We start from the raw sequence: 14,022 nt of genomic DNA, 5'->3' as shown, positions 1-14,022 counted from the left end.
GGGCGCGATATGCGCGACGTGAGCGGCGCATGTCGCGCATGTCGCAGGCGCGCACCCCTGCAGGCCTTTTCCCTTGGGACATTAGGACGAATAGGAGAGAGTCATGATCGATTTGATGGAGCGGGCAGGCGTTGCAATGAGTGTTCGTGGTCAGTTCACCGACCCGATTGCCGATCCGAAAGTTACTTTGGGCGCGCTCGCCTTTGCGAGCGATCTCGGTCGGTTGCTGGTCCGGATCAAGGCGGGGCTGGAAGCGAAGCCTGCGACGATCCGCAAGGCCACGTTGCTGTTTGCGCAGATGATCCGCTTGTCGGGCCGTTTTAAGCGCAATCGGTTCACGGGCCTGAACCGTGAGGAACGTCGCGATCAGCGCGCAGGACACGAAGTCAAGCGTGCGAAGGTCGATATTGTCGAGCGCTTCGCATTGCGCTTGCTCGACGAGTGGATCAACGATCAATGTGCGCGGTGCGAAGGGCGCGGCGTCGTGCGACGGGACGGTCGATATATTTGTCCGGATTGCGCTGGCTCGGGCAAGCGACCGATTGACGAAGCCGCGCGCGCGCAAGCGCTCGGCATCCCACTTGACGAGTATCGACGGCACTGGTCGCGTCGTTTCCACGACATGCATTCGCTGCTCGATCATGTGAATGGATCGGTGTCCGACACAATGCGCCGCCAATTGCGAGAATGAAACGTCTTCCATTCCAAGAGCGGATCACGTAAACTTCGGACATCCTTTACCGCGTCACTGGATATTCGCTGGCACCGCGCGTTAGTCGTGCAAACCTCTCGGGACATAAGAACACATAGTGGAGCCCGTTAGGTCGTGTGGGGGCGTTCGTCCCTACGAAATGAATTCAAAGCCCTGAGTGCGAAAGCCCTCGGGGCTTTTTGCATTGGAGCGCGAAATGCGAACAAGCTCTATAGATGGCTCGGCGGTCGCAATTGTTGGCGAGGGAGTCGCGGCAGCCATCAAAGAGGCGGTGCAGGACGATCCGAAGGCGTATGGTCTGGCGGAAGAGGAAGAGGAAGAGGCGGATGCGCTCAAGGCGCTGTCGGCGGCCCTGAGCGCAGTGGAGGGATTCGGCAATCAGATCGCCGTATTGGTGTGTGCCGAGCGCAGTGTTCGTGAAAGGCTCAGACCTTCCGCAGCGTTTCCGGCAGCAGGTCACGCACCGACTGCTTGAACGTCTCGATAATCTCATCGGATGCGTGCGACGCCATGAGCTTCGATACACGCAACTCTGTCAACGTGTTCACTGCGGCAGCGAATACCGGGTTGTCTACGTTGGCTTCTGCGAGTGCACGCACAACGGTGTAAAGCGCCATATTGTCTGCGACAAGTTGTTGCTTGATTGGGGCTTCGGCTTCCATTGCTTCTGCGATTTTCTTGAGCGCGTCGCTCATATGGATCTCCTTGTGTGGTTAGGAAGCGCGATTCTACAGCCCGCACCAGCTGAACCTGATCCGCTCTACGATCGCGAGCGCGTGATGCTGGACCGTAGCGTGCTGCGGGCGCATCTGGGGACCCTCGGGGGCGGCGCACACGCGGGGGCTCGCACCCGCGATTTTTCTCTACTGGCGAGTCTCCATAGGGGGTCATATTCATGCCGACTCAGCAGCAGATCGCCGAGCACCTGGACCTTGATCAGTCGGCCGTTTCGCGGTTCGTCGACAAGGTCCGACTCGACTACCGTGTGGCTTCGATCGACGAGATCCGTGTCGCGTACATCCGGCACCTTCGTGAGATGGCCGCCGGCCGCTCCAGCGAGAACGGGATAGATCTCGTCGCTGAACGAGCGATGACCGAACGCGTCGATCGCGAGATCAAGCTGCTGACGCTGGCAGAAAAGAAAGGGCAGCTCGTCAATGCGGCGCAACTTGAACAGGCGTACGGCCTGATGGTCGGCGCATTTCAAACGGAATTGCTGGCGCTGCCCGACAAGCTGGCGCCTGAGCTGTATGCGCTATACGGCGTCGAGGTAGACGTCGAATGGTTGAACGAGCATATCTATGGATGCCTTGAGCAGCTATCTCAATACGAGCCAGACAGTCCGCGCGGTGATTCGACGGATCGCGAAGCTGCTGCGACCGCCGGAACGGATCGGGACGACGGAGTGGGCGACTAAGCATCGGCGGTTGAGCGCGAAGGCATCGGCGAGCCCGGGCCGCTACAACGTGAACATCACGCCGTGGGTGATCGGCATGCACGAAGCGCTGGACGATCCGGCCGCGCAGAAGGTTGTGTGCATGAAGTCCGCGCAGGTCGCGTGGACGGATGGGGTGCTGCTGAACTACATTGCGAAACGGATCGACGTCGATCCGTGCCCGATGATCGTCATGTTCCCGAAAGAGAAAACGGCGAAGAAGTTCAACCTCGAAAAGTTCGAGCCGATGGTCGAGGTGACGCCTCGCCTGTCGGCGAAGCTACCGGTTCACGCAGCCCGCGACAAAAACAACTTGTGGGATCACAAGACGTTCGCGCGCGGCTTCCTGAAGTTCATCACGTCGAACGCGCCGGACGAGGTGAAGTCGACGCCGGCCCCGGTCGTTGCGGTCGAGGAGCCGGACGACGCAAACACGAACGTGCGTGAGCAGGGCGACTCGATCACGCTGTTGGAAGAGCGGAACAAGAGCTATTCGGACCGGCGTCGCAAGATGATCCTGGGCGGTACGCCGACCGTGGACGGTCTGTCGCGCATCCAGCAGGCGTATGCGGCGTCTGATCAGCGCGTCTATCTTGTGCCGTGCCCCGATTGTGACGAAGAGCATGAGCTGGCATGGGAAAACGTGACCTGGTGTAACGACGCCGATGTCGTGCATGAGGTCTATGGCCGAGCGCGACCGGAGACTGCCCGCTACACGTGTCCGCATTGTGGTTCGTTGTGGGACGACGCGATGCGCATCCGCGCAGTGCGTCGCGGGCGATGGGTCGCGACGGCACCGTTTCACGGCGTGGCCGGTTTTCGAATCAACGAGCTGGTATCGCCTTTCCCCGGATCAAACATGGCCGAACTAGTGAAGAAGTGGCTGACAGCCGACAAGGCGCTACGCGAGGGCGACGATACGAAGATGCGATCGTTCGTGAATAACTCGCAGGGGCGGGCGTACAAGTACAAGAGCGAGTTGCCCGAGCTGGAGGTGCTTGCTGAACGGGCGCTGTCATACGCGGAGCTGACGGTGCCGGCCGGCGGTCTGCTGTTGACGCTCGGCGTCGACGTGCAGCACGACCGTCTCGCGATCGTGCTGCGTGCATGGGGGCGCAGCGAGGAGAGCTGGCTCGTCGTGTGGGGCGAGATTCACGGGAACGTGCTTGAGCAGCAGCAAGATCCGCTGACGGGCGGTGTATGGGGAGCGCTGACGATGCTGCTGACGCACGCCTACCGGCATGAAAACGGTTGGCTGCTGCGGGTACGTGCGACGTCGATCGACTCGTCGGACGGCTCGACGTCGGACGCGGTATACAAGTATGTGCGTGCGGCGCAGCAGGCCGGTTACAACGTGATGGCCGTCAAGGGCAGCGGCAACCCTGACGCGGAGATCTTCAGCGTGCCTAAGGCGTCGATCGACTCGACTCGGAACAACAGCAAGGCGGCGAAGTACGGCCTGCGTCCGTACATGGTCGGCGTGAGTCGGGCGAAGGATCTGATCCTCGAAAACCGAATGAAGCTAGAAGGCGACGGGCCGGGCCGGATGCACTGGTATCGCGGCGTGCGCAGTGACTACCTGTCGCAGCTCACGGCCGAGGTCAAGGTGCCGGGACCGCGTGGCGGCAAGCGCGTGTGGCAGAAGAAGGCCGGCGCGAGAAACGAGGCGCTGGACTGCGAGGGCTATGCGATGCACGCGGCCCGTAGCGTCAAGGTGCACTTGATGACCGAGGCGCACTGGCAGGTCGAGCAGCATCGTGCTTCGCAGGTGTCGCTGTTTGATGCCGTGCCGGTGCTGGAAGCGCTGCCTTCCGGCCTGCCTGTCGCGGTGCTGCCCGACCCGCCCGATGAACCGGAAGTAACAGAGGCTCCGCGGCCGTCGCCGCAGGTAGCAAAACCCGCCGAAACCCCGCCACCGAGCGGGGTTTCGCGTATTCAGGGGCGTCGGGTCGGACGGTCGACCTATCTGTCGCGGCGCTAGGAGGTGTTCATGGGGTACACAAGGCAGGATCTGGAGCGGATCCAGTCCGCGATCGCGAAGGGCGAGCTGGAAGTGCAATACGCCGACCGGCGCGTGCGCTATCGCTCGATCGCCGAGTTGCGCGAGGCGCGCACCGAGATCATTCGAGATCTGAATGGCGCGGCCGGCCGTTCGTCGATCGTCCGACTGCGTCACGCGGGCAAGGGGGTGCGATGAGACGCGGTTATCCGTCACTCGCGCAGCGCGGATTTGTGGTGCCGACGCGGCTGAAGGCGGCGGCGTACGAGTCTGCGAGCACGGCCGGGGCGCGGGCGAAGTCGTGGCGGGTATCGAGTGCGGGGCCGAATGCTGCGGCGGTGCAAAACCTGCCGCTGATGCGGTCTCGCGCGCGTGACGCGATCCGGAACGACCCGTGGGCGAAAACGGCGATCGCGCGACTCGTCTCGAACACGATCGGCAATGGCATCCAAGCACATCCGCAGCATCCGAATGACGCAGTGCGCAAGATGCAAAAGCAACTTTGGGAGGATAGCGGGCAGGAGATCGATGCCGACGAGCTGTTCGACATCGCCGGGGTGCAGACGCTCGCCGCGCGCGCGTTTTTCAGCGACGGCGAGGTGCTGGTGCGTCGCCGGTTGCGCAGTCCGCGCGACGGCTTGGCTGTCCCGATGCAGATTCAGCTTCTCGAAGGCGATTTGCTGCCGATGGAGAAGAACGAAATCGTTCCAGGCGGGGAGATCGTCAACGGCGTCGAGTTCGACGCAGACGGTCGACGCGTTGCGTATCACCTGCTGAAGCGTCATCCGGGCGAGTATGGGCGTGCGTCGATGACCAACATGCAGACCGTTCGCGTGCCTGCCGACGAGATCGCACATGTCTTCCTCGCGCTTCGGCCCGGACAGGTGCGTGGCGTTCCCGAGCTGTCGACGGTGCTGCTGCGGCTCAAGTCGCTGGACAACTTCGATGACGCGGTGCTGTTTCGGCAGGAAGTCAGCAACCTCTTTGCAGGATTCATCACGAAGCCGCCGACCGAGCCGGGGTTTCCGGGAGATCCAGTCACGGGCAGCGCAATGCAATACGACGTCGACGGCTTCTCGCCGGTCGTATCGCTCGAACCGGGGAGCATGCAGGAGCTGGCTCCAGGTGAGGGCGTCACGTTTGCTGCGCCGCCCGGTGCTGGAACCGACTACGGGCCGTTTATGCGCCAGCAATTGATGGCGGCTGCGGCATCGGTCGGCATGCCGTACGAAGTCATGACGGGCGATCTGCGCGACGTGAGCGATCGCGTGTTGCGCGTGATCCTGAACGAGTTTCGTCGATCGATCGAACAGATCCAGTGGAACGTGTTCATTCACCAGCTTTGCCGGAAGGTCTGGCGCTGGTGGGTTGACGCGTGCGCGTTGTCGGGTGCGATGCCGATGCCGGACTACTACCGCAGCAGGCGCGACTATCTGCGGGTGCGATGGGTGCCGCAGGGATGGCCGTACATCCACCCAGTGCAGGACGTGACGGCGAAGCGGATGGAGATCCGGTCTGGGCTGGCGAGCCGGTCCGGCGCGGTGCTTGCGCGCGGGGACGACCCGGAGCAGGTCGACCGCGAGAACGCGGACGATCTCGCGCGGGAGCATCGGCTCGGGATTCGATATGACACGCTCGATCCGGTCGACGGCACGGGCGACGCATTTAAAGGGGATGGCGAATGAAAGGTAAGAAACGATGGTGGGACATCCGCGCGCAAGCGAGCGCGGACGGCGGGAGGGGCGTCGAGATCCGGATCTACGGTGACATCGGATTCTGGGGCACCGACGCGGATCTGTTCGCATCGAAGCTCGACGAGGTAGCGGCGACGGCAACGTCGATCGTCGTCGCGATTAACTCGATGGGCGGTGACGTGTTCGACGCATTCACGATCTACAACGCGCTGCGTCGACATGCCGGCAAGGTGACGGGCCGGGTCGACGGCGTTGCCGCGTCGGCCGCGTCGCTGATTCTGATGGCATGCGACACGATCGTGATGCCGTCGAACGCGATGCTGATGATCCACAACCCGCATACCGTCGCGGCCGGCGAGGCCGAAGACTTCCGTCGTCTCGCGGATCTACTCGACAGCACGGGGGCGAACATCCTCGCGGCGTACGTCCAGCGCAGCGGTCTACCGGAAGACGACGTGCGCGCGATGATGAACGCGGAGACCTGGCTGACGGCATCGAAGGCGAAAGAGCAGGGGTTCTGCGACTCGATCGAAGAGCCGATCAGCATCGCCGCATACGCGGGCGCTGCGCGGCTCGCTGCCCGCTTCTCGGCCGTGCCGGCAGAGATCCGGGCGGTGCTGGAGGACGACGGCGAGGTGCCGCCGCCGAATCCACAGCCGAATCCGCCGGCCGATCCTGCGCCGCCGCCGTTGGCGACGCCGGACGTCACGGCGCTGGCGTCGCACGTATATGCCGCGTGTCGTGACGCGCGGATCGAGCACTGCGCCGAGGGCATCGTGCTGGCGACGGGCCTGCGTGACCGCGCGACGGTCGACGCCGCGATCCGCAGCGCGCAGGACATCGCAGGTATCTGTCTGGCCGCGAGCCTGACCGAGCTGACCGCCGGCTTCGTCGCGGATGGTCTGACGCCCGATCAGGTTCGGGCGCGGCTGTTCGAGCGCGTGACGGCGTCGCAGTCGAGCGTCACCAACCGTCCCGCGCCGGGGGCATCCAACACACCGCAGGTCGACGCGCGTGCGCCGCGTGCGGCATCCATCTACGCGGCTCGCAAGGGCGGCAAGTAACTTTGACGTAACCCGAGGAGGGGAATCACATGTCGAACGTGAAGCAACAGGGCGTGTTGCCGGCTGAATTTCTTGTGTCGGAGGGCAACGGGCAGATCTCCCGTGAACCCGTCGTCGTCAAAGCTGGTCCGGCGCTGCCGGCCGGCCAGGTGCTCGGCGTGACCGGCACCGGCGAATATGCGCCGTACCTGAACACGGCGAACGACGGTTCGGAAGTCGCAGCGGCCATCCTGTACGCACCGCTGGCGGCGTCCGATGCGCCGCGCCTGGCGACTGGCATCGTGCGGCTTGCCGAGGTGGTCGGCGGCCTGCTCACTGGTCTGGACACTGCTGGCCGAACCGACCTCGCCGAGCGCCACGTAATCATCCGCTGATCGCGGTTCACGTCTTCGAAGGCCACGCAATGCGCGTGGCCTTTTTTGTATCCATTTTCCTGTTGGAGGTTGTATGGCGGACATCGCCCTGTTTCAAGACGATGCGTTCTCGCTGTCGTCCCTGAGTGCTGCGATCAACGAGCAGCCGCACGTTCCCGGCCGGATCGGCACACTCGGGCTGTTCGAAGAGGACGGCATCACGACAACGACGATCCAGATCGAGCGCGACGGCGACACGCTCGCGCTCGTAGCGGCCGGCGAGCGCGGTTCGCCGGCCGCCGTTGTGGGCGGCAGCAAGCGCAGCATGATCCCGTTCAATACCGTGCACCTGCCGCAACGTGCGGTGATCAAGGCGGACGAGATCCAGAACCTGCGGGCGTTCGGTTCGGAAACCGAGCTGGAGGCGCTGCAGACCGTGGTGAATCGCCGGCTCGGGAAGATGCGGCGTCAGCTCGATGCGACGCATGAATTCCACCGCGTGGGTGCGATCAAGGGGGCAGTGCTGGACGCGGACGGTAAGTCGGTGCTGGTCGACCTGCTGAAGTACTTCGGTATCAAGCAGACAGTGATCGCGTTCGAACTGGACAGTGCGACGACCGAGATCCGGCAGAAGTGTCAGGAGGTTCAGGACGCGATCGAAGATGCGCTCGGTGCGACGACGTACACGGGAGTGCGCGTGCTCTGCGGTCGCAACTTCTGGAACAAGCTGATCGTGATGCGGACCGTGAAGGAAACCTACCTCGCCACTGCGATGGCCGCATCGCTGCGCGGCGATACGCGCGATGCGTTCGACATCGGCGGCTGCACGTTCGAGCGCTATCGTGGCCGTGTCGGTGACATCGGGTACGTCCCGGACGACGAGGCGTATGCGGTGCCGGAAGGTGTCCCGGAGCTGTTCATCACGCGCTTCGCGCCGGCCGACTACGTCGAGGCGGTCAACACGACCGGTCTGCCGTACTACGCGAAGCAGGAGCTGATGGACTTCGGCAAGGGCGTCGAGATCGAGGCGCAGTCGAACCCGATCCACCTGTGCACGCGCCCGAAGGCGATCGTCAAGCTGAAGGCGTGACATGGCGTTCCGGGATCTGATCGCGGACGTCGACGCTGCGGTGGTGCGCGACCTTGGCGATGCAGAAATCACGATCGACGGCTCGCCCGTCGAAGGGATGTTCGCGTCACCTTGGCTCGGACCGGATCTCGGCAGCCAGCGTACGCAACTGGTCGCGCCCGTGTTCCATCTGCGGGACCGTGATGCCGTCAACGTCCGGCAAGGCAGCGTCCTGGTCGCGAGCGGTGAGCGGTATCGCGTGCTCGAGGCGCAACCGGACGGCACGGGCTGGACAATCCTCATTCTCCAGTAGCGCGTATGGACGACCTGAAAATCGAGATCAACCTCAACGAGGTGACGGCCGTTTTGCAAGGGCTGTCATCGTCCGCGATGCGGTCCGCATGGCGGCGCACGTTGCGCAAGACAGCCCAGTGGATCAAGAGCCAGACCGCGAAGGAGGTCGGAGGGGCGACGAAGATCCCACAGAAGGTGATCCGTCGTCGGATCTATTTCTTTCTGCAGTCGGCCGACACCGGCAAGGTGTGGCTCGGCCTGAACCCAATCGAGGCGCATCGTCTCGGCAATGCGATGAAGACACGCAAGGGTATGCGCGTAGGGCGCCAGAGTTTCGAGGGCGCGTGGCGTCAGTCGAATCGACAGCCGGACGGACCGATTTACGAACGGGTCGGCAAAGAACGGGTGCCTTACCGCATGGTGACGGTCCAGTGGCAGCAGACAGGCGATCCTGCATTTCGTCGGGCCGCGAGAGCGTGTGAGGACAGGCTGATGACGATTCTTCGTCAGGAAGTGAACTACGAACTACTGAAGGCGATACGACGTGCTTGAGAACCTGAAACAGTTACACGATGCGATCGAGCACGGGCTGCGCATCAAACTGCCAGCGATGAAGCGGATCGAAGCATACCCGCGTCTCGGTCAGAAGATCGAAACGCCGTTGATCGCGATCGAACTGAGCGAGTTCGAACCCGGTCACGACGATGGAACCGACGACGTGCCGCTGATCGCACGCATGCAGGCGCGCATCGTGTTTGATCCGATCGACGAGGGGGCCGAACTGGCGGTGCGCGAGGTCGCGGCCCGCGTCGCGATGGCGGTGCACATGCAGACGTGGGATCTGCCAATCACGCCCGGCAAGGTGGTGCAGGTTGCGGAGGATCCTTTCCGCCCGCAGCTCGACACGTATTGCGTGTGGCTCGTCGAATGGACGCACGAATTCGGGCTCGGCATGGCGCTAGGCGAGATCCCGGACGGGCCGACGATCCTGTGGGGCGTTGATCCGGACGTTGGCCCCGGCAGTGATGGGCAGTATTGGGATCCGGCGGATAAACGGGAGGCAGGTACATGAGCGATTACGAGCTGGGTGAGATCGATCGCCGTATGGCGTGCATGGTGCAACACGGCACCGTCGAGGACGTCACCTACCAGCCGCCGATGTGCCGCGTTCGCATCGGCGCATGGGTCAGCGACCTGATGCCGTGGAAGACGGCTGCTGCGGGCGCAGTGCGCTTCTGGCGCCCGCCGTCTGTGGGCGAGCAGGCGACGATGTTCGCGCCGTCCGGCGATCTGTCCGGCGCATATGCGATACCGGGCTACTACTCGGACCAACACGGCGGCTCGGCGCGGGCCAGTCCGGCTGAAACCGCGTGGGACTACCCGGACGGCGCATCGGAGGTGTACGACCACGAGAAACACGAATACCGCGTTGACGTACCGGCCGGCGGCAGGATCGTGTTCCGCATCGGGGACACCGAGCTGGAGCTGCGCGCGGACGGTGTGACGCTGCGTACGCAGCAGTTGCTCGGCGATATCCCGGATTCGACGTTCACCGGGAACACGACGACGGAAAAGCTGCTGACGTTCAACGGCGGGATGCAGGGCAAGGGCGGAGCTGCTGGCGGCCCGGCTGTCCAGGTGAACGGCGGTGCGCGCTATACGGGCGACATCGATATCAGCGGCAAATCGTTCCTGCGGCACTCGCACATGGAACAGGGCGACGGTGCGCCGGTATCGCCGCCGCTGTAACGAATCCATTCGCAAAGTCACTTTGCCCCGCTTCTGCGGGGCTTCGTTTTTTGGGGATCACAGATGGCAAAAGACAATGCGCAGGCTACAACTCGTGACGTTCCGATCCGCGCGACGTATCTCGACACGAAATTCCGCAGCCGCGTGATCGTGTTTCCGGACGGCGACGTGCTGCATGTTACTTCCGGCGAAGTCGTCGCGATGACCGCCGCGCATCTCGCCTATCTCGACGCGAATCCGGATTACAAGCGGCTCGAGGAGCGCGGATGAGCAGGTCCGGATCGCTGGTCGGCATGGACAGGTGGACCGGAAGGCCGATCAGCGGTGTCCCGCACCTGATACAGAGCATTGCCGACATTCTCGGTACGCGCAAGGGAAGCCGCCGCGAGCGTCCCGAGTACGGATCGGACATCCCGCTGATGGTTGACCTTCCGATTACGCGCGGATGGGTGTCTGCCGCGCAAGCCGAGGCTGCGCGTGCGATCGGACGATGGGAGCCGCGCATCAGGCTCGCGCAGGTCAAGGTGCTGTCGGTTGTCGACGGCAAGGTGACGTTTGCGATTCGCGGCGAGTATGACGGCGCGGCCGTTGAAATCGAGGTACCAACATGACGATCATCGATCTTGCGTCGCTGGACCCGCCCGATCTTGTCGAATTGATCGACTTCGAGGCGACGTACCAGATGAAGCTCGCGTATTTCAAGTCGATCTATCCGGACTGGACGGCCGCGCTGGAATCGGATCCGGTGGTGAAGCTGCTCGAGCTGGCAGCCTACGATGAGATTCGTTTCCGAACGCGCGTGAATGACGCAGCACGGGCGACGATGCTCGCTTTCGCGACGGGTGCCGACCTGGAGCATCTGGCGGTGCTGTTGGACACCGAGCGGGCAGTCGTCGATCCGGGCGACCCGAATGCCGACCCGCCGATTCCGCAGCGAATGGAGTCGGACGAGCGCTTGAAGCTTCGCACCCAATTGTCGCCTGAGCGAGCAACCGTTGCCGGCCCATTTGCCGCGTACCGGTCGCTCGCGATGGACGCCTCGGCCGATGTGCTCGACGTCGCGGTGGATCGACCCGAACCGGGAACGGTGCGGCTGACCGTCATGTCAGCGAAGGGTGACGGTGTGCCAGATCAGGCGCTGATCGACATCGTCCGCGCGAAGGTTTCGCCCGAGACGGTGCGGCCGCTTAACGATACGGTGCTGGTCGAGCCTGCAATCAAGATCGAGTATGCGATCGATGCGCTGATCTATGTCGGAAGCGGCCCGGATCCGAAAGTGGTTCGCGACGCGCGGCGCAAAGTGCTCGACGGCGTCGTCGCGAAATCGCGTCGGCTGCGTGCGGGCATGCCGCGATCCGCGATCGAAGGGGCGCTGCATGCGCCGGATAGCGGCGTGACAGGTCTCGATCTGTCGACACCCGTCGACAACGTCGTGTGCGGCCCGCGCGAGTTTGCGCACTGCACGGGCATTCGTGTCGAGGTGAAGGCCGATGAAGCGTGATGCACTACTTCCGGCGAATCAGACGCCGCTTGAGGCCGCGCTTGCCAAGGTGATGCGGCCGAGCGTGGATCCCGAGATCCTGCGCACGTTGTGGGATGCGGATCGTTGCCCCGTCGCATGGCTGCCGTGGCTCGCGTGGGCGCTCGCCGTCGACGGTTGGGAGCTTGCGGAATCGGAAGACGCGCGACGCGCGCTGATCAAGGGATCGATGGCGCTGCATCGGAAGAAGGGGACGCCGTGGGCGGTTCGCGAGGTGATTCGTCGGTTCGGCTTTGGCGAGGTGACGATCATCGAGGGGCGCAGCGGTCGCCGACGTGACGGCACGATCGTGCGGAACGGCGAGCAGGTGCACGGCAAGGCGAGCGCGTGGGCCGAGTACATCGTGAAGCTCGATCAGCACATCACGCGCGATCAGGCGGACCGGCTCTGGAAGGCGATCGAGCGTTACGCGCCTGCGCGGAGTCAGCTCGTATCGCTCGATTACTCCGCCGTTCCGATCCGCCATAACGGTGTCGCGCGGCGAGATGGACAGTACAGCAGAGGGAGCATTGCATGAGCAATCTCATTGAAATTGACCGCTGGGAAGGTGGCATTTACCAGCTCGAAACGTCGGATCCGGTTATTGGCGGTCCGGACGGCATCGACAACTTGCAGGCAAAGCAACTCGCGAACCGCACTCAGTTCTTGAAGAGGTCGCTCGAGGCCGGCCAAAGTAACTTGGAGGCGCACGCGAGTGCGGTCGATCCGCACCCGCAATACGCAACAAAGTCAGACCTTGCACAGCGGCTTGCCGAGTTGGTTGGTCAGTCTCCTGCCGCGCTCGACACGCTGAACGAACTGGCGGCCGCGCTGGGCAACGACCCAAATTTCGCAACGACGATGACGAGCGCGCTGGCACAGAAAGCGTCGATCGACTCGCCAGTCCTGACCGGAACGCCAAAGGGGACAACGCCACCGCAGTTCGACAACAGCACGAAGCTCGCGACGATGGCGGCAGTGCAGCGTGCGCTAGGGAACCTTCAGCAGTCGCTTGTGTATGGGACTAGCCAAACTCTTGCAGCGGCCACGGCCGGCTCATGGATCGCTCCATCCGTCGTTGGCCTGACGTTTACCCTGCCGCTTGCCTTATCGTGTCCGCCCGGCTCGGCTTTCTGGTTTTACGGTAACTCGTATGGGTTGACCGTGAGCGCGCAGGGCAACGATAAGTTATCGCTTGGCGCAAGCGGCGCTTTGACGAATGCAGCAGTTGGCAATTTCGACCGACTTGTACTCGTCAACATTGGCCAGAGCGGTTGGTATGCCATCGGCGGTGAGGCAGCAATGGGGGCGTCTAGCGCGTTCGCCGCATCGCTCGGCACAAACGGCTACCAGAAGCTGCCGGGCGGTCTGATTATCCAGTGGGGAACGCTCTATTGTGGCGCTGTCACGTCGGGGGGCATCACATATCCACTCGCGTTCCCGACCACTGCGTTGGTCATGCAAATTTGCAGCTATAACGACGTGCACGGAACGAATGAAACTGCATGGCTGACGACGTCCGGGTCCATTAAAACCACGTTGACTTTCGGTGCTGCGAATACAAACAGCGCGTCGGCTGTTCGCTGGATGGCTATTGGGTTCTAGGATAAATCATGGGTAAAAAATTCGCAGCATTCGATGCGCAAGGCAACATCACCGCGTTCTACGATAGCGTTGATAGTCCGGTTCCGCAGGGAGTGTCTGTCATCGGCATCAGTAACGAGCAGTGGAGCGATCTCATTAATGCTCAGTCTTCGGGCAAACGCCTTGTCGTCGACGGCACCGGGAAGCCGGCCGCACTCGATCCGCCTCCACCAACCCGAGCCGAAGTCGCCGGCGCCAAGCGTGCAGAGCGAGACACGGCGCTTAGCGCGACAGACTGGCTTGTCGCTCGGCATCAAGACGAAAAGTTACTTGGGAACGGGACGACACTGACGACTGATCAGTTCGTAATGCTGCTCGCGTATCGGCAGTCGCTCCGTGAATGCAGTGGGATGCCGAACTGGCCTGATGTCACGCTTCCGTCGCCTCCGCCGTTCGTCAGCGAACAGGGCATCGCTCCCGCCTGACGCGCGCTTTCAATCACTCGCAATGCAGGGCCGCTCAAAACGAGCGGCCCTTTTTCTTTGTGGCT

Annotated in this window: 20 protein-coding genes; 19 read left to right on the top strand and 1 reads right to left on the bottom strand. The window is 63.0% G+C overall.

Annotated elements, in window-relative coordinates:
- Positions 1-103 precede the first annotated feature (103 nt).
- Complete coding sequence (locus ACFIMZ_RS11500; RefSeq protein WP_431819628.1) at positions 104-691, top strand: hypothetical protein; 588 nt, start codon at positions 104-106, stop codon at positions 689-691.
- Between the two features lie 217 nt (positions 692-908).
- Entirely contained in the window at positions 909-1,187 is a 279-nt protein-coding gene (locus tag ACFIMZ_RS11495; protein WP_431819627.1) for a hypothetical protein, read from the top strand.
- Here ACFIMZ_RS11495 and ACFIMZ_RS11490 read toward each other — a convergent pair.
- The gene (locus ACFIMZ_RS11490) at positions 1,138-1,407 is read right to left on the bottom strand and encodes a hypothetical protein (RefSeq protein ID WP_431819626.1); all 270 of its coding nucleotides are present in this window, start codon (positions 1,405-1,407) and stop codon (positions 1,138-1,140) included. The genes ACFIMZ_RS11495 and ACFIMZ_RS11490 overlap by 50 nt on opposite strands.
- A gap of 200 nt (positions 1,408-1,607) precedes the next feature.
- Here ACFIMZ_RS11490 and ACFIMZ_RS11485 point away from each other — a divergent pair, with 200 nt between their 5' ends.
- The 17 genes from ACFIMZ_RS11485 to ACFIMZ_RS11405 all read left to right on the top strand — a co-directional run bounded on the left by ACFIMZ_RS11485 (position 1,608) and on the right by ACFIMZ_RS11405 (position 13,957).
- On the top strand, positions 1,608-2,129 hold the full coding sequence (locus ACFIMZ_RS11485; RefSeq protein ID WP_431819625.1) for a MarR family transcriptional regulator: 522 nt from the start codon (positions 1,608-1,610) through the stop codon (positions 2,127-2,129).
- Positions 2,014-4,128 (top strand): phage terminase large subunit family protein, encoded by a 2,115-nt coding sequence (locus ACFIMZ_RS11480; RefSeq protein ID WP_431819624.1) that lies wholly within the window; start codon positions 2,014-2,016, stop codon positions 4,126-4,128. Before ACFIMZ_RS11485 ends, ACFIMZ_RS11480 begins: the two co-directional genes overlap by 116 nt.
- Before the next feature lie 9 nt (positions 4,129-4,137).
- Entirely contained in the window at positions 4,138-4,344 is a 207-nt protein-coding gene (locus ACFIMZ_RS11475) for a phage head-tail joining protein (protein WP_431819623.1), read from the top strand.
- Complete coding sequence (locus tag ACFIMZ_RS11470; RefSeq protein WP_431819622.1) at positions 4,341-5,831, top strand: phage portal protein; 1,491 nt, start codon at positions 4,341-4,343, stop codon at positions 5,829-5,831. Before ACFIMZ_RS11475 ends, ACFIMZ_RS11470 begins: the two co-directional genes overlap by 4 nt.
- Positions 5,828-6,904, top strand: a complete 1,077-nt coding sequence (locus ACFIMZ_RS11465) for a head maturation protease, ClpP-related (protein ID WP_431819621.1) — start codon at positions 5,828-5,830, stop codon at positions 6,902-6,904. Before ACFIMZ_RS11470 ends, ACFIMZ_RS11465 begins: the two co-directional genes overlap by 4 nt.
- 29 nt (positions 6,905-6,933) lie before the next feature.
- Positions 6,934-7,278 carry a head decoration protein gene (locus tag ACFIMZ_RS11460; RefSeq protein WP_431819620.1) on the top strand — a complete coding sequence of 115 codons (345 nt, stop codon included), beginning with the start codon at positions 6,934-6,936 and terminating at the stop codon, positions 7,276-7,278.
- A gap of 73 nt (positions 7,279-7,351) precedes the next feature.
- Complete coding sequence (locus ACFIMZ_RS11455) at positions 7,352-8,347, top strand: major capsid protein (protein WP_431819619.1); 996 nt, start codon at positions 7,352-7,354, stop codon at positions 8,345-8,347.
- Position 8,348: 1 nt separating this feature from the next.
- Positions 8,349-8,639 carry a head-tail joining protein gene (locus ACFIMZ_RS11450; RefSeq protein WP_431819618.1) on the top strand — a complete coding sequence of 97 codons (291 nt, stop codon included), beginning with the start codon at positions 8,349-8,351 and terminating at the stop codon, positions 8,637-8,639.
- Between the two features lie 5 nt (positions 8,640-8,644).
- Positions 8,645-9,172 carry a phage tail protein gene (locus ACFIMZ_RS11445; protein ID WP_431819617.1) on the top strand — a complete coding sequence of 176 codons (528 nt, stop codon included), beginning with the start codon at positions 8,645-8,647 and terminating at the stop codon, positions 9,170-9,172.
- Positions 9,165-9,692 carry a hypothetical protein gene (locus ACFIMZ_RS11440; RefSeq protein ID WP_431819616.1) on the top strand — a complete coding sequence of 176 codons (528 nt, stop codon included), beginning with the start codon at positions 9,165-9,167 and terminating at the stop codon, positions 9,690-9,692. Before ACFIMZ_RS11445 ends, ACFIMZ_RS11440 begins: the two co-directional genes overlap by 8 nt.
- Complete coding sequence (locus tag ACFIMZ_RS11435) at positions 9,689-10,369, top strand: phage baseplate assembly protein V (protein ID WP_431819615.1); 681 nt, start codon at positions 9,689-9,691, stop codon at positions 10,367-10,369. The genes ACFIMZ_RS11440 and ACFIMZ_RS11435 overlap by 4 nt, the downstream gene beginning before the upstream one ends.
- A gap of 63 nt (positions 10,370-10,432) precedes the next feature.
- Positions 10,433-10,639, top strand: a complete 207-nt coding sequence (locus ACFIMZ_RS11430) for a hypothetical protein (RefSeq protein ID WP_431819614.1) — start codon at positions 10,433-10,435, stop codon at positions 10,637-10,639.
- Positions 10,636-10,980, top strand: coding sequence for a GPW/gp25 family protein (locus ACFIMZ_RS11425; protein ID WP_059643540.1), 345 nt, complete (start codon positions 10,636-10,638; stop codon positions 10,978-10,980). The genes ACFIMZ_RS11430 and ACFIMZ_RS11425 overlap by 4 nt, the downstream gene beginning before the upstream one ends.
- Positions 10,977-11,870 (top strand): baseplate assembly protein, encoded by an 894-nt coding sequence (locus tag ACFIMZ_RS11420; protein ID WP_431819613.1) that lies wholly within the window; start codon positions 10,977-10,979, stop codon positions 11,868-11,870. The genes ACFIMZ_RS11425 and ACFIMZ_RS11420 overlap by 4 nt, the downstream gene beginning before the upstream one ends.
- Positions 11,860-12,426 carry a phage tail protein I gene (locus ACFIMZ_RS11415; protein WP_431819612.1) on the top strand — a complete coding sequence of 189 codons (567 nt, stop codon included), beginning with the start codon at positions 11,860-11,862 and terminating at the stop codon, positions 12,424-12,426. The genes ACFIMZ_RS11420 and ACFIMZ_RS11415 overlap by 11 nt, the downstream gene beginning before the upstream one ends.
- Positions 12,423-13,493, top strand: a complete 1,071-nt coding sequence (locus ACFIMZ_RS11410) for a gp53-like domain-containing protein (protein WP_431819611.1) — start codon at positions 12,423-12,425, stop codon at positions 13,491-13,493. Before ACFIMZ_RS11415 ends, ACFIMZ_RS11410 begins: the two co-directional genes overlap by 4 nt.
- An 8-nt stretch (positions 13,494-13,501) precedes the next feature.
- Complete coding sequence (locus ACFIMZ_RS11405) at positions 13,502-13,957, top strand: phage tail protein (RefSeq protein ID WP_431819610.1); 456 nt, start codon at positions 13,502-13,504, stop codon at positions 13,955-13,957.
- Positions 13,958-14,022 lie beyond the last annotated feature (65 nt).

Source organism: Burkholderia sp. F1 (assembly GCF_050813845.1).
GTDB classification, from domain to species: domain Bacteria; phylum Pseudomonadota; class Gammaproteobacteria; order Burkholderiales; family Burkholderiaceae; genus Burkholderia; species Burkholderia ubonensis.
The sequence above is the reverse complement of the archived record's forward strand: the minus strand, read 5'-3'. Positions and strand labels throughout refer to the sequence as shown.